This window comes from Streptomyces venezuelae (assembly GCF_008642335.1).
Taxonomy (GTDB): domain Bacteria; phylum Actinomycetota; class Actinomycetes; order Streptomycetales; family Streptomycetaceae; genus Streptomyces; species Streptomyces venezuelae_F.
Genome location: NZ_CP029191.1, coordinates 3931135 through 3950607, shown reverse-complemented (window position 1 = coordinate 3950607; position 19473 = coordinate 3931135). Strand labels below are relative to the sequence as shown.

Here is a 19473-nt window from a genome sequence, read left to right as displayed (position 1 = left end):
AAGTGATCCACACATGGTGTGATGTGGCCCGCAGTCTCCCCGGCTAACGCCGGCGTGCAACGGAAAGGAACGAGCGCTCATGCGCGAGATCCTCGGAAGGCGACGCAGGCTCCTGTCCTGGCGAATCGGAAGGAAGCCCGGCCGGAGCGCCGGACAGCTCGGCGCGGCTCTGACCTTCGCGACCGCATGGCGGTGGCCCGTACTGCCAGGAGTCGGTCTCGACCGGCGCGACGGCACCCGGTGCGCCTGCCCCGACCCCGACTGCGCGGTACCGGGCGCGCACCCCCTCGACCCCGGCCTCCTCGCCGCCACCACCGACGAGCGGATGGTCCGCTGGTGGTGGACCAACCGACCCGGCGCGCCCATCGTCCTCGCCACCGGAGACCGCGCCCCGTGCGCCGTCAGCCTCCCCGCGGAAGCCGGCGTGCGCGCCCTCGCCGCGCTCGACGAGGCGGGCATCAGGCTCGGCCCGGTGGTCGCCACGGACGCCAGACTCCACATCCTCGTCGCGCCGTACTCGATGGCCCAGTTGGGCGAGCTCCTCTACGCGAAGGACTACGTCCCGGGCTCCCTCCGCTTCCACGGCGAGGGGGGCTACATCGCCCTGCCGCCCTCCGTGACCGGACAGGGCCAGGTCCGGTGGGAGCGCGCCCCGCTGCCCGGATCGGCCGCCCCCTGGGTGCCGGACGTCGAGGCGGTCGTGGACGCCGTCGTCGACGCCCTCACTCGTACGGGTGTGAGCGCGCCCGAGTTGTAGGGGAATTGGGCGCGCGGCGAGCGGGCCGCGCGCCCACTGTCGTTATCTTCGGCTCATGCAACCCCGCCTGATCATGCTCCTGGGCGTCGCGGCCGTCACGGTTCTCCTGCCGCTCGCCGGGGCGTCCGCGGGGCCGGTGGGCGACGGTGACGCGAAGTCGCCCCTCCCCACCCCCTCAGCCGCCCCGTCGAACGCACCTTCGGAGCCGCGCGCGGAGACCATTTCCCGGTGCGGCCCCGAACTCTCCTCGCCCGACGGCATCGAGGCCCAGACCTGTGTGCTCACCCTGGCCCGCGACACCTGGGCGCGTACCTATTACCGCAACGCCACCGGCGACGAGCTGACCGCCGTCCTGACCCTGATGGGCCCCGGCGGGCGCACCGTGCAGATGCACTGCGAGGTGGAGGCGGGTGACGAACCGGCAGCGTGCGAGACCCCGCGCGAGCGGTCGGCGGGCGAGGCGGCGGCGTACACGGCCGTGGCGGAGTACGCGGCGAGCGAGGCGGACGGACTGCTGCTGCGTTCGGGCAGCAACTCGGCGCCCCCACAGGGCAGTTGAATCGCCGACCGGTCCCCGGACATGAAAGGGCCCGGTTGCTGGCGACGGGGGATGCACCAGCAACCGGGCTACCTGAACGGTAACAAGAGATCGGCTCTTGGCAAATTCGATCCCAGTTATCCGGACAGGGATTTACTTACCGCTACGGGGAGTTGTGACTGGAGTCACCGATTCCGTTCACAGCCGTACCGACTGACTGGTGCGTCAGTCGGTACGGAACAGCGCGTGTGGGTCCGGTGGGGTCAGCTGAGCGTGACCTGGCGGTTGGTGAGGCCACCGCGCGCACGGCGCTCGTCCGCGGTCAGCGGGGTCTGCGAGGCGAGCGCCGTCGCGAGCCGCTCGGCGAACTCCGCCGCGGGCTTCTCGACGTCCGCCGCCGAGACACCGCTCGGCAGGTCCCACACCGGGACGGTCAGACCGTGCGCACGGAAGGAACCGACAAGGCGGGTGCCCTCGCCGAGGCTCGACGTACCGGCCGCGTGCAGCCGGGCCAGCGCGTCGAGGAGCTGCTCCTCGGGGTGCGGCATGACCCAGCGCAGGTGGTTCTTGTCCGGCGTCTCGCACCAGTACGCGGCGTCCACACCGGTCAGCTTCACCGTCGGAATGGCGGCGTCGTTCGCCCGTTCGAGGGAGGCGGACACCTCCGGCGTGGCGTTCTCCGCGTCCGGCACCCAGAACTCGAAGCCCGAGTGCACAACCGGCTCGAAACGGCCCTCCGGGTCGATCAGGTCCTGCAGCCGCGGCCCGTCGGCGGGGGCACGGCGGCCCTTCACCGGCGTACCCGGCTCGGCCTCCAGGGCGCGCTGCAGGGTGTCGGCCAGGTCGCGGCTGATGTCGCCGGACGCGGTGTCGTTCTGCAGGCCGAGCAGGACCGAACCGTCGTCGCGGCGCAGCGCGGGCCAGGCCATCGGCAGCACGGTGGCGAGGGACACCGACGGGATGCCGTCGGGCAGCCCGTCCTTGAGGGTCAGCTCGACCGTGGCCGCGGGCACCAGCTCGCGCAGCGCGATCCAGTCGCACTCGCCGGGCAGGCCCTCGAACGGGCGCTGGACCAGCTCGGTCACCGCGTGCGCGGCGGCACGGCCGTGACACGCCTTGTAACGCCGGCCCGAGCCGCAGGGGCAGGGCTCACGGGCGCCGACGACCGGATAGTTCTCAGCGCCGCCGGTGCGGGCTCCGTCCTTGACCTGCGACTGCTGCTTGCCCTTGGTCTGAGGGCGCTTCTTGGCCATCTGGGTGTCTCCCGGCTGCGGCTCTGTTGCACTCTTCCGTACGGGCGCGAGCCTAGCCGTTCGCGGATTCAGTCCAGATCGTCGAAGGGGTCCACGAAGGCGAGCTCGGATATCGCGGCCACCGACGGGGCGGCGACGCGCGTAGCGAAATCCTCGTGGTGGTGGCCTCCCTGCACGACGGCCCACACGGTGACCTCGCCGTGCACGTCGTCGCGGACGCCCCAGGCGTCGGAGAGCGCCGTGATGATGTTGAGCCCCCGGCCGCCGTGCGCCGTGACCGACGGAGTGGCGGGCACCGGGCGGGTCGGGCCGCCGCCGTCCGTCACCTCGACCGTCAGCCGGCCCGCCTCGTCGATGTGCCACGCCACGCGCACGTCGCCGTCGCCGACCATTCCTCGGCCCAGTGGCCTGCCATGCCGGCAGGCGTTGCTGAGCAGTTCCGACAGGATCAGTACGGCATCGTCGACGACCGATTCGGACACCCCGCTCATGCGCAGCTGATTGCGCATGTGGTGCCTTGCTTCCCCCACGCCCGCAGGGCCATGGGGAACGGCCATGCTCGACGACGTGGGCACCTCCCGTGCCACCACCAACGCCACCCCCGAGACCTCCTTCGCCCCACGCCACGGTGTGGATGCCCCAATGGACTGGACCGGAAACCGGCCAATCCACGTCCGGTGACGCACTCGTGACGATCGAATACGGAACGAACGCGCCGGTGCACTCCCTGTAACCGGAGTTAATGGAGTCCAAGGTGATTCAGTTGTGACAGAACTTGCTTGGGGCGGTTGGTGATGATCGCGTCGACGCCCAGTTCCGCACAGAGTTCGACATCCTCCGGCTCGTTCACCGTCCATACGTGAACCTGGTGTCCCGCGCGCTTCAGCTTCGCGACGTACGAAGGGTGGTTGCGCAGGATCCGCATGGCCGGACCAGCGATGCGAACCCCTTCGGGGAGGCGTCCGTCGCGGTGGCGCGGCGAGACGAACTGCATCAGGTAAACGGTCGGCAGCGTCGGGGAAGCGGCCCGGACACGGTGCAGGGAACGCGCCGAGAAACTCATGACACGGACCGGCGAGGGGCCCTCCGCGGGCGGCGCGTCCAGGCCGAACCGCTTGAGCAGCAGAAGCAGGCGCTCCTCCACCTGTCCCGCCCACCGGGTGGGGTGTTTCGTCTCGATCGCGAGGCGTACGCGGCGGCCAGAAGCATTACTTTCGGCCACGAGCTCGAGGAGGCGCTCCAGGGTCAGGACCGAGGTGTCCGCCCCGGTGTCCTCACCCGTGGCGGACGCCCAGTCGGGGTCCTCCTCGGCCTCTCCGTGGTGCTTCTTCCAGGAACCGAAGTCCAGGGCGGCGAGGTCGGCCAGTTCGAGGGCGGAGACGGCGCCGCGGCCGTTCGACGTACGGTTGACGCGCCTGTCGTGGACACAGACGAGGTGGCCGTCGGCCGTGAGCCGTACATCGCATTCGAGGGCGTCGGCACCGTCCTCGACCGCCTTCTTGTACGCGGCCAGCGTGTGCTCGGGAGCGTCCTCGGAGGCTCCGCGGTGGGCGACGACCTGAATCTGGTGCTGTCGTGCGAGGGTCACCGCGTCATGGTGCCATCACGGGGTACCCGGAGGCTCGCCGGGCGAGGCCCTCCCGGGGCGCCGGACACACAGGATCGGCTTATGGTGCCCTGACAGCCCATGGGAAAAGCTGACTGCAGACAACTGCGACTGTGACCGTGCGACCGCGTGACATCCGCGTGCCGGCCACGTGCCAGCCGCAGGGTCCGCACAGCCGGCACCACCAGGCCGTGACCGAGAACGCACGTAACGACAGCATGGACCGAGGAGAAGAGCTGTGAGCACCGAGAACGAGGGCAACGAGGTACCCCAGGCCCCGTCCGCGCCCCCCGCGCCGGTGGACGCTCCCGCTGTTCCCGCAGACTCCGCCGACTCCGGTTCCGTGAGCGGTGCCGCAGGACCCTCCGCGGCCGCAGGTCCCTCGGCGTCCGGCGCGTCCGCCGCGCCGCAGGGGCACGAGGGGGCGCCTTCCGCTCCCGCGCACGCCCCCTCCGAGGCGGCGCCTTACGGAGCGCCGCACGGCACTTCGCACGGCACCGCCCACCACGGCGCGCCGCAGCCCGGTTCCGCACCCCAGGCCGCTCCCGCACCCCAGGCCGCTTCCGGTGCCGGGAACTGGCCGCCGCCGCAGCCGCCCGCCGTCCCGTCGTACGCCACGGGCGGCGGCTCCGGTTCGGGCTGGGGCGCCTCGTACCACCCGCAGGAGCCGAAGCCCGGCGGCCGGCGCGGCGGTCTGGTCGCCGCGGTGCTGGCGGCCGCGCTGCTCGCGGGCGGCATCGGCGGCGGCGTCGGCTACTGGGCGGCCGAGCGCGGCGACAGCGACACGAATTCGACCACGGTCTCCGCGCCCGACACGCCCGCCGACCTGAAGCGCGAGCCCGGCTCGGTCTCCGACATCGCGAACAAGGCCCTGCCCAGCGTCGTCACCATCGAGGCGCAGAGCGGCGGCGGCGAGGGCGGCACGGGCACCGGCTTCGTCTACGACACGCAGGGCCACATCCTCACCAACAACCACGTCGTGGCGTCGGCCGCCGAGGGCGGCAAGCTCCAGGTGACGTTCTCGAACGGGAAGAAGTACGCCGCGGAGGTCATCGGCCGCGCCGAGGGGTACGACGTAGCGGTCATCAAGCTCAAGAACGCCCCCTCCGGCCTGCAGCCGCTCAAGCTCGGCAACTCCGACCGGGTCGCCGTCGGCGACTCGACCATCGCGATCGGCGCGCCCTTCGGACTCTCGAACACGGTCACCACCGGCATCATCAGTGCGAAGAACCGCCCGGTGACCTCCAGCGACGGTGGACAGAGCGGCAAGAGTTCGTACATGAGCGCTCTGCAGACCGACGCGTCCATCAACCCCGGCAACTCCGGTGGCCCGCTCCTGGACGCGCGCGGGGCGGTCATCGGCATCAACTCCGCGATCAAGCCCGCCGAGAGCGGCGGCGGCCTCGGCGGCCAGGGCCAGTCCGGCTCCATCGGCCTCGGCTTCGCGATCCCGGTCAACCAGGCCAAGCAGGTCGCCCAGCAGCTGATCAAGACCGGCCAGCCGGTCTATCCCGTCATCGGCGCCTCGGTCTCCCTCCAGCAGGAGGGCGCGAACGGCGCGACGATCTCCAAGGAGGCCGTGAGCGGTTCGGAGCCGGTCACTCCGAACGGCCCTGCGGACAAGGCGGGCCTCAAGCCCGGCGACGTCATCACGAAGCTGGACGACATGGTGATCGACAGCGGCCCGACCCTGATCGGCCAGATCTGGACCCACAAGCCCGGCGACAAGGTCAAGATCACTTACGAGCGCGACGGCAAGGAGCACACGGTCGACGTGACGCTGGGCCAGCGCAAGGGCGACAGCTGACCCGCTAGTCTTGTCCCCGCGCCGTCCGGTTCCGGTCCTGTTTCCGGTGGACGACGGCGCGGGGTGGGTTGCCCGAGCGGCCTAAGGGAACGGTCTTGAAAACCGTCGTGGTTCACGCCACCGTGGGTTCAAATCCCACACCCACCGCATGCAGGTCAGCGAACTGGCTGGTCAGAGGGCGCGAATCCTGATGGGGTTCGCGCCCTTCTCGTTCACCTTGTCTCACCTTGAATCGGGTGTGTACCGCCTCTGACCAGTACGTGTGGGCCAGACGTGGGCCAGAATCACCCACTGTCCTCTGCCTCGAACGCCTTCTGAATGAGCCGGTTCGCGTGCTCTGAGGCGCCCTTAAGGATCTTGGCGTAGAAGCGGTAGAGAACGGCGACACTGTGGCCGGCGCGGTAGGCGACTTCCACCGGGTCCACGCCGCTCTTGATCCAGAACGAGACCGCCGCGTGCCGTAGGCAGTACGGCACGTCGGCCATGTCTGTCTTGGCCTCTTCGGGACTGAGGGCTTGCTCGCGTGCCGCGTTCCATACGTCGCAGTACTCGTTCGAGGTGACCCGTCCGTTGCGGGCCGCCCGGAAGAGTCGTCCGTCATCGGCGACACCGAACTCTTTGATGTGGGCCCGGATCATGCGCACGTACGCCGGTGGCATCGGCACCGAGCGGACAGCGTTGCGGGCGCGGTGCTTGAGTCCGCGTTCGTCGTGCGACTTGCCGCCATCTGTCCAGCCCGAGCCCACCTCCGGGTGGCTCTCCGAGACGAGGACTTCGCCCCAGGCGCCGGGTTCATCCTCGGGAGGCAGGATGAAGTCCTTCTTCCTGAGCGTCACCGCTTCCCCGGGGCGGGTGGCGACGTAGTAGATGCTCCCGAAGAACGCCAGCAAATGCCGTCCGCGTGGCCCTTGTTGTGCGACAGCGTCGAGCAGTTTGCGGGCGAGCTTGGGCCCCGGGACGTAGCGGAAGTCCACCTCGTCCGACGAAGCGGGAGCGGACCAGTCGACGGCGAGGAACGGGTGGCGGGTGAGCAGGGCGCGCTCTTCGACTGCGTAGCGAAAGGCGTTGCTCAGGACCATGCGCTTGCGGTTGGCAGTGTTCTCCGCAGCCTGCTTCCCGTTGAGCAACTTCGAGAGCGCGGCGAAGGCGGCGCGGACGCGTTCGGGCTGGGCCGCCTCGTCGACCTTCAGTGAGTTCTTCGCGATCCAGTCGAGGGCGCGCTTGATCTCCTCGGGCACGTCCTCGGCCTCGCAGCGTGCGACGTGCTCGCCGCCCTCAGACAGGGCTGCACGGAAGGCCCACTGGTAGAGGGCGGCGCGCAGGATCTTGGGGTCCGGGCGCCCCTTGTTCGTGCTGACGAACACCGGGGTCACGACTGCCAGGGATTCCGCGATGCTCGCTCGGTGCTTTGCTGCCGCGCCGGGCCACTTCATGACGGCGTATGCCTTGGCGTGGTCGAACCATGTGGGCATGGAGAGGGTGGCCAACTCTCGGGCGGGCAGACCCGTCTCCACGTCGAACTGCTGCCCTTCCCGAAGGGCCGTCATCAGTTCCGACAGGCGGCCTTCGGCCTGGGGTTTGAGCTTGTAGCTCTTCGAGTGCGGCTCGGCCCCGACCCGCCAACGGAGCTCCCACGGCTTCGGCCGGCCTGAGCGTTTACGGATGGACCAAAAGACGACGTCGTATGTGAGCATGTCTCTCCAGGTGAAGCGGCGCCCGCCTCGGCAGGCCGGTGGCGGGCGCCTGTACGCAGGGTTGACTCAGGCGGCGCTCTGCTCGCAGGACTCCCACCAACGGTCCAAATCCGAGCGGCTGACCCGGAGTTGGCCGTTGGGGAGCTTGCGGAGGCGGGGGGCCTGACCACGGGCGCGCATGCGGTAGAAGGCGGCGCGGCTCATGCCGATTTCGTCGAGGACTTCGGGGAGTTTGAGCATCTGGGGGCGGGCCACGGTCGACTCCTTCGGGGAGGCATCGTCATGGCGGGGCGCTTGGCCCCGTTCTCGGAAGTCCGCTACATCCGCTACAGCGCTACATCGCAGGTCAGCGGGGGCGTTTTTGTAGCGGAGGGGTGGCGTGTAGCGGCTACGCATGCGCTACGGCGTAGCGGGCGTAGCCGCTACACGCTGGGGTGCCGCTACAGATTCAGGGGCTCTGAGCTGGGCTGTAGCGGCGTAGCGGATGTAGCGGATTCCTGGGCAGGGGGCGGGCAGTACCGTGCCCATGCGTCGGCCAGATCCTCAGCGTGGAAGCCCTTGAAGACACCGCCCGCCGTGCGGATGTTGCGGGACTTGACCGGCGTGTTGTCGACGGTCATGTACTCCCCGAGCATCCTGGCGAGCCGCCGGTTGTCGAGGGGCTTGCCGTCGAGGTCGGCCCACGGGGCGTCGTCGAGGGCGTTGAGCCGGTCGAGAATCGCGATGGTGGGCAGCTTGTCCACACCGATCAGGACGTGGTCGCGCAGGTCGGTGAGCAGCCGGATTCCGACGCTGTGCTTGTCCGTGGTCTGAGCCGCCTTGACCAGGGTCATGCATGCCGCGCGGGCCCGCTCCGGCCAGGCGCCGCCTGCCGCGTCCGCGATGGCGAGCAGGGGCTCCCAGACGTCGGCCGGCCGGTCCGTGATGCCCTCGGGCATCTCCGGCCAGGCGCCCATCACGCGCTCGGAGACCTGCTCTGCCCACGCGGCGAGCCGATCGCGCAGGGCGAAGCCCTCTTTCTCGTGGATACGGGTGCGGTAGGGCTCGACCTTCTCGTTCCGAGCCCTGCGCCGCATGCGGATGACGACCGAGCGGGTCAGGATCGTGTCCGGTAGAGAGCCGAGCCCGGCCACGGCGACAGCGGTGTAGGAGTGGAAGGCCTGCACGGTCTGGTTGGCGCCGTCGCCCACGCAGCGGAACATGGGTCGATTGCGGCGGTGGCCCGCGTTGATGAACCCTCGGAGTTGTTCGTTCTCCCCGGCCTTTGGGCCGAAGATGGTGTCGATCTCGTCGAAGAGGATCGTGGGCCGCTGGCCGTCGACGCCCGAGACCGCGCGGAAGAGGGCGGCGGCGGAGGCGTCGACAGCGGCCATCGCGTTCGGCACGAGCGTTTCCACGATCTCCAGTGCCCGGGACTTGCCGGAACCCGGCTCGGGGGAGAGGAAAGCCAGGCGCGGGGTGGACTCGAAGCAGTCGAGCAGGTGGGCGTGCGCGTCCCACAGCGCCACGGCGACGTAGGCGGCCTCCGTCGGGAAGACGTTGAAGCGGCGGTGGAAGGCCTCCACCTCATCGAGCAGTGCCGCGCCGTCGATGGTCTCGCTCATGCGGCGGCCCTTCCTTCCTGGGGGTTGCGCAGGGGGCATGCGTCGCGGTGGTTCTTGTGCTCGGTGATCAGTGAGAGCACCTTCAAGAGGCCGACCGCACTGCGGTCACGGCCGCACTCGCACCGCGAGGTGGCGGTGGGCACCGCGCCGCGCGGGGCGCAGATGTGCAGCCACGCGATGGCGTACCGTCCGTCGCCAGCCTGCGGGTCAGGGCGAACAGCAATGGGGACGCCTTCGGCGACGCCCTTCGGGGCGCCCACGGTCGGGCGCGGCCCACGCTGTTGGGCGGGGCGCGGGCCGGTCGGGGTGGGCGGAATGCTCTTCAGGCGGGGGCGGTTGGGGGCACTCATGCCGTCGTCCGGCGCTGCGGGTTGTGGGCGATGGACCAGTTGAGCGCGCTGCGCAGAGTCGAGCGGCACTGTGACGCGGGCAGTCCCGTGGCCTCCCCCGCCTCCTGAAGAGCAGCCTCCACCCGTGCTCGGGGGAGGTCGCCCCACGCGATGAACCGCCCCAGGGCTCGCGCCGCCGCGAACAACTTCGCCTCGCGCTCCCCGCGTTGGGCCCCGCTGACGGTGCGCGTCTCATTGGCGAGCGCCGTGTCAGCGTATCGGCGGGATTGTGCCGTTACGGCCACAGAAGGGGCCTGTACGGCCTTGCGGGCCGGTTTGAGAATGCTCAGCAACCAGGACGGCACCGGGGCCGCCAGAGGGCCGCTGAGAGCTTCGTAGCTTCCGGAAGGGGTGGTGCTGCCCGCAGCGACAACGTAGCCACCCCACGCTCGGGTGTCGACCAACGGGGCGATGGTGCCCGCCGTGTTGGCCAGACGGACGCTGTCGGGCGCGGTGAAGTACAGGTGCTGCCCGCCGCTCGCAGTCCGGACCCGGTAGGTGTCGGGGACGGCATGCCCGGCGCGCTCGCAGAGCGCCGTGAAGGTCGTCGCGCCGCAAGGCGCGTCCGCACTGCCGTTGTCCTTCGGCATGTCCAGGTCGACGACGAGCAGGCGGGAGGGACCGGTGGCGATGCCGACGTTGTACGGGGCGTGCGACCAGGTGGACCGGATACGGTCCACGTCGGTCGTGGCCCGCTGCTCCCACTTGCGGTGCCCGTCGGCGCACGGGCCCGTGCGCGGGCAGGCGGCCTCGCCGTGCAGCGCGGGCCGCTTGGTGCCGGGACGGAGCGGGAAGACGCACCATCCCCGTTCCGCAGCGTTCACAGCGGCGGTGAGCAGGCTCTCTCGCCGGATGTCGGTCGGTTGCGTCATGCTGGATGTCTCCAGTTCTGATAGGTGCTGGTGACAAGGGCGGCCCCGCGACTTTGGCGAGACGAGGGGGCCGCCCTTGGCGTAGCTAGCGGTCGGGGTGCAGGAAGCAGGGGCCTTCGCCGGGGTCGTCGCAGACACAGACGGCTTGCCGTTCGTACTGCTGGCGGACGTAGCCGCGCGGGTCCTTCTCACCCTCTGCCGCGAGGTGCGCGGCGAGGTGCGGCCGGTCGATGTCCAGCAGCATCAGGGCCGCGGCGAGCGCGGTCTCCGTGACGTCACCGTCACTGAACAGGTCGGGCTCATCCAGCAGCGCGATGCGGTCGAGCAGCGCGGCCTTGCGCAGGTAGTACTCCCGCTCCAACTCGTCGAAGCACTCCGCGTCGGCGACAGTGCGCGTCGTCCAACCGATCTCGCTGAGGATGCTCGGGGCCAGCGCGTACGCCTCCGTCGGGGCGATGTAGCGGATGGTCTTGCAGTGTTGTCCGCTGCTCACAGTGGGCTTCCCTTCCGTGGCTGGTCAGTGCTGGTTACGGGTCTTGGCCCACACGCCGCTCGTGCGGCTGTGGACGGTGCGCTGGTCCTGATGGACCGGACCGGCGTAGTGGTGGTGGATGTCCGGGGCGGGCTTGGCCCGTCGGGCGAGGCGGGCCAGGGCGAGCACGAGGAAGCTCGGGGCGCCGAAGACGAGTCCGCAGACGATCGGGTCGGCGAACTGCGAGACGTACATCAGCACACCGGCCGTGCCGCCGACCATGACCGTGGTGGCGCCCCCGGCGAGCAGGAGCACGCTGGCGTCGGTGGCGCCCTGACTCATCGGCGGCCGTCCGGGCTGGGCGACGGGGGTGGTGTCGCGGTAGGCGTCGGCGATGATCCGCCGCGCCTCCGTTTCGGCCTGTGCTTCGCTCAGACCGGCGCCCGTGGCACCCGTCTCGGGGGTGGTGTCGGGGTGCATGCGGAATCCCTTCACGACAGTGGTCGGGGAGGCACAGGCACCCCCTGCCGGGGGTGCTGTGGAGGGGGTTTCAGGGGTGCTGACCTGCACGCCTCCCCGCCTCCCCGAAGTGGTGTTTTCGCTGATCAGAGCGGGGGAGGCGGCCCGGGGAGGCGGTTGGGGAGTTCTCCCCGCCTCCCCGGACCGGGCGGCCTCGGCTCCCCGCTATCCGACGGGGGAAGCGGAACCGTTGTTGTCGCGGTTGGCGAGGGCCCGCAGGACGTGATCGCGGTGGACGACCATGACCCCGTGGGACTTCTTCGGCTCCTCGCCGTGCTCCTCCAGCTCGCGCTTGAGCCGGTCGTTGGTCCACTGGTCGCCGTAGAACTTCGGGTCCAGCGCGTGCAGCCGCTTCAGCACCTCGTTGGTGCGCAGCCGCGGGGCGTCGCCGAACACGTCGGCGATGTCGGCGAGCGGGTCGCGCTGCTCGCCCGGGTTGATGGCGTGCACGGTCGCGATCCCGTCCCGCAGTGCCTTGGCTCGTGCGGCGATCTCAACGGCCGGTTCGTCGTCGATGAAGTGCGTGCGCACCGTGATGAACGACTGGCCCTTGGGAAGGTCGATGCCGTCCGAGGCGACGACGAGGGTGCCCTTGTCCAGGCCCTGACGCAGCAGGTGCGGGGCCGCACCGTCGTCCACGGCCTTGTCACCGAGGGCCATCCGGGACTGGGTGTCGGTGCCCAGTACGAGGGAGGCGCGGGTGTGTGCGCCCTCGCGGACGAGCTTGGGCAGGTTCTCGTTGGTCGGGTCCTGGGTGCCCTGCCACATCAGCACGTCGACCGCGCGTCCCTGGTTGTGGATTTTGCGGACGGCCATGAAGTACCGGGATGCGGCCTTGGAGCCGCCGTAGGGCCGCTTGTCGTCGCCGATGGCCGGGCACATGAACGCGACCTGTGCTTCGTCGACATTGACGATGAGCGGCGGGAACGTCGCGGCCGGGTCGTTGCGGCGTACCTCGATACGGCGGTTCATCTCTTCCACCGCGGCTTCGACCATCTCGGTCGCCTGGATGACGTGGTCGTCGGAGGGGCCCTCGATGAGGACGTCGGCGATGCCGTCGAACATGCTCCAGTCTCCGACGCCCTTGAGGTCGGCGATCCAGAACTGCACGGACTTGTCGAGCGCCAGCCACAGCGCGATGGCGCGCAGAGCAGCGGTCTTGCCCTGGTTCGAGCGTCCAGTGATGAGCAGGTGCCGTTGGTAGACGCTCAGCTCTGCCGCGTCGCCGCGCAGGTCCTGACCCCACGGCGCCTTGCCAGTCTTATAGTTCGCGGTCATCGTCTCGTCGGTGACCAGCGGAGACGGGCCGATCGGCTCATCCAACGCACCCGAGTCGGCGATCCACAGCCGCACGGTGCGGGCGGCTTCGGGGATGGTGATGAACACCTCGTGCTCGTGCCGGGTCAGGTTCTCGGCAAGCTTGCGCCGCCGCTGCTGAACCTCGTTCGTCGACACCCCAGAGGGCAGGGTCACGTCGACTTCCACGCCGCATCCGGCGATCCGGATGGGCCCCAGCATCGCCGCGCCCGCGTCGCCCATCTCCTTAATGGCGCTCTTCAGCGGGGCGATGCCCAGGTCCCGCAGAGCCTTGACGACGATCGAGGGAGTGATCGGCTCACCCTCACCGGATCGGACGGTGGCGGGCAGGACCCAGTTCGGTGCGGCTTGCTGCTTGCGGCCCACGCTCCACAGCGCGAGCAGCACCAGCAGCGGCCCGACCTTGAGGGCGGGGCCCCAGACGACGGAGACGATGGTAATCAGGAGCCGGATGAACTCGATGACCGCCAGCAACGGCGTGAGGACATCGGCGATGTCCTCGTTGGCGATGGCCAGCACGACCCCGAGTCCGACGAGCGTGCCGATGCCGGCGCCGGTCCCGACCGCGAGTCCCTTGGCCACGTCCACGGGGGACTTGAGGAGGTCCATGCGGCGGCGGTGACGGGCTTCGCGGAAGCGCTGCAGCCGCTCCTCCCACTCCGCGGCCACCTCGTAGTTTCCGGTGGCCTCGGCAGCGCGGAGGAGGCGTTCGTAGCGGGCGCCGGTGCGGCCGTCCCACGTACGACGGGTGACGATGCGGGTGCCGCCGACCACGTACATGCCGTGCCGCACGGCCAACCGGCCCGCCTCACGGGTGCGTTCGTGGGTGACCGCGTGCCGCACGGCGCGCCCGGAGCGCACCCACAGCGGCACGACGGGCGCCGGGGCGGGCTCGGGCACCACGGTGAGGTTCGGGCCCGGTTCGGTGTCGGGCGGGGCGGGGGTTTTGTGCAGGGGTACGACGTTGCCGCTCATGACGGCATCACTCCTGACTGCCCCGGACGGGGCGGGAAGGCGAGGGGGAAGAGCAGGGGCGGGGGTGGTCACCACCAGCTGGACGGCTTCTTGGGCACGAGGACGGGGTGGCCGTTGTTCATGTGGTCCAGGCAGGGCTGGCACTGCTCGCCCTTGAGGGCCTTGTGGATGCTCTTGTCGTGGGCGTGCGCCCAGCACTGCGGGCACTCACCGGGAGGCGCCGGTTTGGCAGCCACGGTCACCACCACCCCGAGGACTTCTTCGCGGTCTTGGCCGCCTTCTCAGCAGCGGCCGCGTTCACGGCGTTCTGCCGCTCCGTCTCCAGGGCGGTGATCTCCGCCTGAAGCCGGGTCGCGGCCGACTCCCACGCCTGGTCGGCCTTCGTGACGTCGCGATCGGTGCTCTTGTGCCGCGCCACCTTGACGGAAACGCTGGTCATAGCGGCGAGGATGGCGCGGCGTTCACGGCCGTTCAGCGGCCACATCTGGCGCTGCCGGGCGGCGTCGAGCTTGCGGGTCGTCTCGCGTATCTGGCGGTCGAGGTGGCGCGTGTCGGGCTTGCCCATCACTCACTCCTAGGAGAGGCAGAGAGGGGAGGTGCGGGGCGCGCAGAGGCCCCGCACGAGGGGATGAAGCGGAGGTCAGGTCATGCACCAGCCGGAGTCACAGCCGGAGTCGAATTCGTCGAACGGCAGCGTGTCCACGCCATCCGGGATCGCGGCCCGTAGCGGCCGGTTGAACCGGGTCAGCCAGACGTGGTCCTTGCCGAGTTCGTCGCGGCGGCGGTTCAAGAGCTCTTCGAGCTGGCACGCCCGCTCGAACAGCTCCGGCTCGTCGCGACGCATGTCGTGCCAGGCTTCCGGCCGCTTGAAGGGGCAGAACCAGCACGAGGACTTCGGCGGCACCGGTAGGCCCGCGCTGCGGATGATCCGGGCACAGTCGATCCGTCGGATACCGCGTTCCAGCAGCGGGTATTCGATGACCTCGTGCGGCTCGCAGCGCCGTTTGTTCGCCCGGTGAATCTCATCGAGGCTGATGCCGATCCCGACCGTGGCCGGGGCGTCCTTGGTGGCACCGCGGCGCTTGAGTTCGTCGCCAACGACCTTGATTTTGAACTGAGCCGTGCACGAGCGGGTGCCGGGGGCCCCGTTCGACATCCGTACCGGGATCTTCAGCGACCGCGAGCCCTCGCGGGTGAGGTCCTGGAACAGGGTGCGGACCTCGCCTGAGCGCTTCATCACCCGATCCAGGACGACCAGCTCAAGGCCGTGGGCTTTGGCGTAGGGGAGGGCGTACTGCTTGAGGTAAGCGAGGGTGCCGGGGTGCTCGGAGTCGTCCCCGACGTTCGCCATCAAGAACGTGCGATAGTCCAGCTCCCCACGGGCGGCGAGGACCAGGGCGGCCATGGACTGCCAGCCCCCGCCGAAGCTGAACGACTTCACCGCCGCGGTGGTGGGCGTGCTCATGTGGCCACCCCCGCCGTGCGGGCCCGCTCCGCAAGGAGCGTGTCCCGCAGCACCCGGGCGTTGGCCGGGGAGGTGCGGATCGCGCGGCGGATGCCCTCGCCGGTCACCTTCGCGTCCGGCCAAGCAGCCGTCGCCGCTCGTGCTTCGGCGAGCAGTTGTTCCGGCGTGCGCTTGGGCTGTCGCGGCTTCGCCGCGTCTGGCACGCGGCCGGTGGCGCGACGCGGTCGGGCTGACTCGGCAGCCACCACGCCCCGCTCGATCGGCACGACCGGAGCCGGAGCGATCGAAGGGAGCGGCTTGGCCGGAAGGGTCGACTTCACAAAGCCGACAGGCACAGGTCGGGGCAGCGTCATCGCGCTGGGGTTGATCGGCGCCGGAGTCGATACCGGCAGGTCAGCCGTAGACCGTTTTACGACGGTCTCAGTAGATTCCTCCGCATTCATCATCGGCGGGTCGATCGGGGCGGGGCGGTGGTGGAGCACCTTGGCGACCAGATCGGATCCGAAGTAGATCGACCCGACCGGCAGCGACGTGGCCAGCAGCACCAGCACCCAGTTGGCCAGGTCCCAGTCGGCCAGTCGACCCCAGGCCACGGTCTGGTCGTGCAGTTCCGGCACCAGACCATGCACGTAGTTCAGGACCAGTGAGGCGACGGTGTAGGTGCCCAGCACCCGCAGTGCGAACCTGCGGTCGTCGCCGACCAGGACGAGGGTGGCGACCAGGGCCAGCGCCATCAGCCCGTCGACCACGAACGGGTACAGCGTCGCGGCCCGCTCGTCGGCACCGACCGCGTTCGCGATGTCCCGCAACGCGTTCCACGAGACCCGAAAGGCCATGCCGACCACACCGACCAGGGCGAGGACCAGCAGGATCTTGCCCTTGCGGTTCATACCAACGCACCCCCGGCCTGGAGGAGCGTGGCGAGCACGAGCAGGGCACCGCCAGCGCGGGTCAGGTCAACGGCCCGCTTCAGGCCGGTGAACTTGGCGACCGCGATGCGGGAGAGTCCAGCGATGTCCCGCGCCCGCTGGTCCTGGGCGAGCTCGGCGGTGATCTCCTCGGCGCTGAGCGTCGCCCACAGCGGGAAGCCGTGCCGACCGCCAAGGTTCGGACGTACCGACGACAGCAACAGCCCCGCCGCCGCGAGCAGCAACGCCATCCCCAGACTGCCCACCACGCAGGCGGGCACGGACAGGGACGCGTCCTTGGCGACCGTCCACGTCCCGGCCAGCAGCGCACCGACAAAGGCGAGCAGGAGACTGGTCTTGGTGTCGGTGCGGGCGATCTCGGCCTTCACCTCAGAGTGCGCGGCCGACAGGTTCGAGTCGATGGCACTCACGCGCCCACCCCCGCAACCGTGGCGGCGGTGTTGGCGAGGGTCAGGCGTGCGGCCAGGGCCTTACGGCGGGCCCGACGAAGGCGCCGTGCGTCCAGCTCGGACGGGCTTCGGTCAAGGGTGACGATCTGCGCGTCCAACAGGTCGACGTCCGCCAGGATGACGGGCATCTCGTGCTCGATGGCGTCCAGCTCAGCGGCCGTGGGCTCCATCCACGGCTCGAAGGCAGTAACAGCCTCCTGAACAGTAACGATGTGGTTCATTGGGTCGTCTCTCCCTAGCAGTAGGTACGGCCCGAACAGCGCCCCCGGAGCTGCAACTCCGGGGGCGCGCGCCGTCGTGGTGGAAGCCGCGCAGCAAGCGCGCGGCACGGCCGACAGAAGCGGCCGCAACGCCCCCAGCGGGGCGGGTGGGGTTCTACTCGTCGTCGTCGGCGTCGGTGCTCGCACCGCCACCCATGACCACGTCGCCGTAGACGACACCGCCGGACACACCGACCTGGTCCCCCAGGACGATGTCTCCGCCGAACGTGACGTTGTCCCCGAAGTCGAAGACGGCCTTGTTGTCGCTCATGGGCTTCTCCTCCCGAGCCCGGGACGTTCCCGGCTCCCCTCAGCGCCGCTCGTACGAGACGAACAGCGGAGGCAACCGGCCGCAGCGGCAGTGCGCTGCGGAGGATGGGTTGCGCTGTACATCACGCGGAAGCCCGCGTAGCCGCCTACTTGGCCGAGGAGAGGCGGCGTGATCCCCATTCAGTTGTCAAGGAACGACCACTCCCCGACGAGCGCGGTAACCCCTGGTCAAAGGGGCTCCCGCATGAGCGGGACCCGCCGGGCGCGGACATAGGTGTGTCGACGTGTCCGCTGCTCAACCGATCTGACTGGCGGGCACATCCCTAAGGTTCCCTAGGGTTCCCTGTGGTGTCAAGCAGTAGGCTAGGGAACCTCAGGGAAGTGACGACAGGAAGCAGGTGTCATGGCAGGCCAGGCCGACAATCGTGCGCCGTACGCGAAAATCGCTGCTCACTACACGGAGCTGATTACGTCTGGTCAGCTACAGCCAGGGACCCTCATGCCGAGCATCAAGAACCTCTCGGAAGAGTGGAAGGTGAGCACGGCTACAGCCGAGAAGGCCCTGCGCAAGCTGCGCAACGAGGGGCTTGTGCGTGGCATCCACGGCATCGGCACCGAAGTTCTGGACCAGCCGACTCCGATGTCGTCAGGAGCCCAGCGGCAGGACCGAGGTCGCCGCACCGGGTCTAGCTGGGGAGAAGGCGAGCGGTCCGACTCCCACCAGGCGGCTGTAGTGCCGGCGCCGGATGAAGTGGCGCTAGCGCTGGACATTCAGCCCGGCTCCGACGTGGTTCGCCGTAGCCGGGTCTATAGGGACCGGCACGGCATCGTCGCTCACAGCACATCCTGGATTCCCGCTCGCTACGGGAAGCTCATTCCTCAGTTGGCAGCGAGCGAGCGCCTGACGGGCGGTACATCGCTACAGCTCATCGCCCAAGCGACCGGCCATCCGATCAGTCACCGAGTCGACACCGCGTCCGCCCTGCTGCTGACCCCGGAATACGCGCGGCTTTTGGAACTGGACTCCGACAACCCGCCGACGGCTCCGGTGGTAGTGATGACAGCCAAGTTCATCGACAGCGAAGGCAACATCGTTGAGTACGGCGTGGACCTCGGAGGCCCCGGTCGAACGTGGCGCACGGAGTCGGAGGTCTCTCCGTGACGGTCATGGATGACACGCTCGCGAGCGTGCTCGAAGACCGCCTGGATAAACTGCTGGCCGCCCGCAGGACTGGCACAGTCACCCCCGAAGGCGAATTGGAGATGGCCGCCATCTCCCGAATTATGACGAGAGCGATGACCCCGCGCCCCCCGTTCTGTGTCCTGATGGCCGGGCTCCCCGGCTCCGGCAAGACGACTCTCTCCCGCGCTCTCACCGCGCGGGGCTACGTACGGCTGTGCCCGGATGAAGAGATGTTCCGTCGACACGGCGTCTACGGAGTGGACTTCCCAAGGGGTGTCTTCCCTACCCTTGAGCGGCCGGTCCTGGAAGACGTGGCGATCGACCTACGGGATCAGCTCAAGGCCGGGCACGATGTCGTCGTTGACCACGGCTTTTGGACTCCGGAAGACCGATCGAAGTGGCGAGCAATTGCCGTCGATGCCGGCGCCACCCCCGTACTCGTCTACCTTGCCGCCACCCACGAAGAACTGTGGGCGAGGATCAGCAAGCGCAACGAGTTCCACGCTGATGACCCAAACGCGATCTACTTCGCCGAGAGCGACCTACAGCGGTACCGCAACCGGTTCTTCCCCCCAAAGGCAGATGAACCTCACCTGTTGTACGAGGGCGACCCCGCGGCCACAGTCGCAGCGCTCGAAGCTCTGCAGTCATGACGCTTAGGGGAGAACACTTCTGAGCCCCCTTCGTATCCTGTGGAAAGCAGAGTCAAATAAGGCAGTATCGGGACACACCTTGAACCTGTGAGCCGGTAGGGCTTTTCCTGTTGCCAGTTTTTCCTGCGCTCGCACGTATTTTCCGTCGCGATGTCTTAGTGGGTTGTTCATATTCTGAATTAGTCCAAATTTGGCGAGCATAATATGCGACTCATAGACGTCTCGTGATATTGCGTAGGCGTTGACCCGCTCGAAACCGGCGCAGTAAACGCCTTCGGTCGAGTGTTTCCCGGGAAGTCTTTGACTCAGGTGCCTCAGAGCCATGTACATTCGAATCTCTGATGGTGACAACAAGTGCACCCACCCCCTTGTGTAGAAACTCTGAGGTAGGTGGACTACGCTTTCATCAAAGGCCGGGATGGTATAGGGGTGGCTCGCTTCCTGTGCTCCGGACTCGTGAA

At 69.1% G+C, this 19473-nt stretch carries 23 protein-coding genes and 1 tRNA gene; 6 read left to right on the top strand and 18 right to left on the bottom strand.

Annotated elements, in window-relative coordinates:
- Positions 1-79: 79 nt before the first annotated feature.
- Both DEJ49_RS17775 and DEJ49_RS17770 read left to right on the top strand, forming a co-directional pair.
- Entirely contained in the window at positions 80-757 is a 678-nt protein-coding gene (locus DEJ49_RS17775) for a bifunctional DNA primase/polymerase (RefSeq protein ID WP_150185029.1), read from the top strand.
- Positions 758-812: 55 nt separating this feature from the next.
- Positions 813-1316 (top strand): hypothetical protein, encoded by a 504-nt coding sequence (locus tag DEJ49_RS17770; protein ID WP_150185028.1) that lies wholly within the window; start codon positions 813-815, stop codon positions 1314-1316.
- 242 nt (positions 1317-1558) lie between these two features.
- On the opposite strand, the gene DEJ49_RS17765 is transcribed toward DEJ49_RS17770, so the two are convergent.
- The 3 genes from DEJ49_RS17765 to DEJ49_RS17755 form a co-directional block, all read right to left on the bottom strand.
- Positions 1559-2548 (bottom strand): DUF5926 family protein, encoded by a 990-nt coding sequence (locus DEJ49_RS17765; protein WP_150185027.1) that lies wholly within the window; start codon positions 2546-2548, stop codon positions 1559-1561.
- Positions 2549-2616: 68 nt separating this feature from the next.
- Positions 2617-3234, bottom strand: a complete 618-nt coding sequence (locus DEJ49_RS17760) for an ATP-binding protein (protein WP_150185026.1) — start codon at positions 3232-3234, stop codon at positions 2617-2619.
- Positions 3235-3287: 53 nt separating this feature from the next.
- Positions 3288-4136 (bottom strand): glycerophosphodiester phosphodiesterase, encoded by an 849-nt coding sequence (locus DEJ49_RS17755; protein WP_150185025.1) that lies wholly within the window; start codon positions 4134-4136, stop codon positions 3288-3290.
- A gap of 256 nt (positions 4137-4392) precedes the next feature.
- Here DEJ49_RS17755 and DEJ49_RS17750 point away from each other — a divergent pair, with 256 nt between their 5' ends.
- Positions 4393-5961, top strand: coding sequence for a S1C family serine protease (locus tag DEJ49_RS17750; RefSeq protein WP_150185024.1), 1569 nt, complete (start codon positions 4393-4395; stop codon positions 5959-5961).
- A 62-nt stretch (positions 5962-6023) separates the two neighbouring features.
- Positions 6024-6108 (top strand) — tRNA-Ser (locus tag DEJ49_RS17745).
- Between the two features lie 137 nt (positions 6109-6245).
- On the opposite strand, the gene DEJ49_RS17740 is transcribed toward DEJ49_RS17745, so the two are convergent.
- The 15 genes from DEJ49_RS17740 to DEJ49_RS35980 form a co-directional block, all read right to left on the bottom strand.
- Positions 6246-7655 carry a tyrosine-type recombinase/integrase gene (locus DEJ49_RS17740; protein WP_150185023.1) on the bottom strand — a complete coding sequence of 470 codons (1410 nt, stop codon included), beginning with the start codon at positions 7653-7655 and terminating at the stop codon, positions 6246-6248.
- Positions 7656-7721: 66 nt separating this feature from the next.
- Positions 7722-7910: a helix-turn-helix transcriptional regulator gene (locus tag DEJ49_RS17735; protein ID WP_150185022.1), complete on the bottom strand. Its 189-nt coding sequence runs from the start codon at positions 7908-7910 to the stop codon at positions 7722-7724.
- Between the two features lie 185 nt (positions 7911-8095).
- Positions 8096-9259, bottom strand: a complete 1164-nt coding sequence (locus tag DEJ49_RS17730) for a DUF3631 domain-containing protein (RefSeq protein WP_150185021.1) — start codon at positions 9257-9259, stop codon at positions 8096-8098.
- Positions 9256-9609: a hypothetical protein gene (locus DEJ49_RS36425; protein WP_223832881.1), complete on the bottom strand. Its 354-nt coding sequence runs from the start codon at positions 9607-9609 to the stop codon at positions 9256-9258. Before DEJ49_RS36425 ends, DEJ49_RS17730 begins: the two co-directional genes overlap by 4 nt.
- Positions 9606-10520, bottom strand: a complete 915-nt coding sequence (locus DEJ49_RS17720; RefSeq protein WP_150185020.1) for a bifunctional DNA primase/polymerase — start codon at positions 10518-10520, stop codon at positions 9606-9608. Before DEJ49_RS17720 ends, DEJ49_RS36425 begins: the two co-directional genes overlap by 4 nt.
- An 85-nt stretch (positions 10521-10605) precedes the next feature.
- Positions 10606-11013: a hypothetical protein gene (locus DEJ49_RS17715; RefSeq protein WP_150185019.1), complete on the bottom strand. Its 408-nt coding sequence runs from the start codon at positions 11011-11013 to the stop codon at positions 10606-10608.
- A gap of 24 nt (positions 11014-11037) precedes the next feature.
- On the bottom strand, positions 11038-11472 hold the full coding sequence (locus DEJ49_RS17710) for a hypothetical protein (protein ID WP_150185018.1): 435 nt from the start codon (positions 11470-11472) through the stop codon (positions 11038-11040).
- Positions 11473-11676: 204 nt separating this feature from the next.
- The gene (locus DEJ49_RS17705) at positions 11677-13803 is read right to left on the bottom strand and encodes an FtsK/SpoIIIE domain-containing protein (protein ID WP_150185017.1); all 2127 of its coding nucleotides are present in this window, start codon (positions 13801-13803) and stop codon (positions 11677-11679) included.
- Between the two features lie 68 nt (positions 13804-13871).
- Positions 13872-14039, bottom strand: coding sequence for a pRL2-8 (locus DEJ49_RS17700; RefSeq protein ID WP_411757172.1), 168 nt, complete (start codon positions 14037-14039; stop codon positions 13872-13874).
- Positions 14040-14041: 2 nt separating this feature from the next.
- Positions 14042-14368, bottom strand: coding sequence for a hypothetical protein (locus DEJ49_RS17695; protein WP_150185016.1), 327 nt, complete (start codon positions 14366-14368; stop codon positions 14042-14044).
- A gap of 75 nt (positions 14369-14443) precedes the next feature.
- Positions 14444-15268 (bottom strand): phosphoadenosine phosphosulfate reductase, encoded by an 825-nt coding sequence (locus DEJ49_RS17690; protein WP_150185015.1) that lies wholly within the window; start codon positions 15266-15268, stop codon positions 14444-14446.
- On the bottom strand, positions 15265-16158 hold the full coding sequence (locus DEJ49_RS17685) for a DUF2637 domain-containing protein (protein ID WP_150185014.1): 894 nt from the start codon (positions 16156-16158) through the stop codon (positions 15265-15267). The genes DEJ49_RS17690 and DEJ49_RS17685 overlap by 4 nt, the downstream gene beginning before the upstream one ends.
- Entirely contained in the window at positions 16155-16607 is a 453-nt protein-coding gene (locus tag DEJ49_RS17680; RefSeq protein ID WP_150185013.1) for a Pycsar system effector family protein, read from the bottom strand. Before DEJ49_RS17680 ends, DEJ49_RS17685 begins: the two co-directional genes overlap by 4 nt.
- Positions 16604-16867, bottom strand: a complete 264-nt coding sequence (locus DEJ49_RS17675; RefSeq protein ID WP_150185012.1) for a DUF6284 family protein — start codon at positions 16865-16867, stop codon at positions 16604-16606. Before DEJ49_RS17675 ends, DEJ49_RS17680 begins: the two co-directional genes overlap by 4 nt.
- Before the next feature lie 154 nt (positions 16868-17021).
- Entirely contained in the window at positions 17022-17177 is a 156-nt protein-coding gene (locus DEJ49_RS35980; protein ID WP_190329378.1) for a hypothetical protein, read from the bottom strand.
- 402 nt (positions 17178-17579) lie between these two features.
- Here DEJ49_RS35980 and DEJ49_RS17670 point away from each other — a divergent pair, with 402 nt between their 5' ends.
- Positions 17580-18338, top strand: a complete 759-nt coding sequence (locus DEJ49_RS17670; RefSeq protein ID WP_150185011.1) for a GntR family transcriptional regulator — start codon at positions 17580-17582, stop codon at positions 18336-18338.
- Positions 18335-19012, top strand: a complete 678-nt coding sequence (locus tag DEJ49_RS17665) for an AAA family ATPase (protein WP_223832880.1) — start codon at positions 18335-18337, stop codon at positions 19010-19012. The genes DEJ49_RS17670 and DEJ49_RS17665 overlap by 4 nt, the downstream gene beginning before the upstream one ends.
- Positions 19013-19473 lie beyond the last annotated feature (461 nt).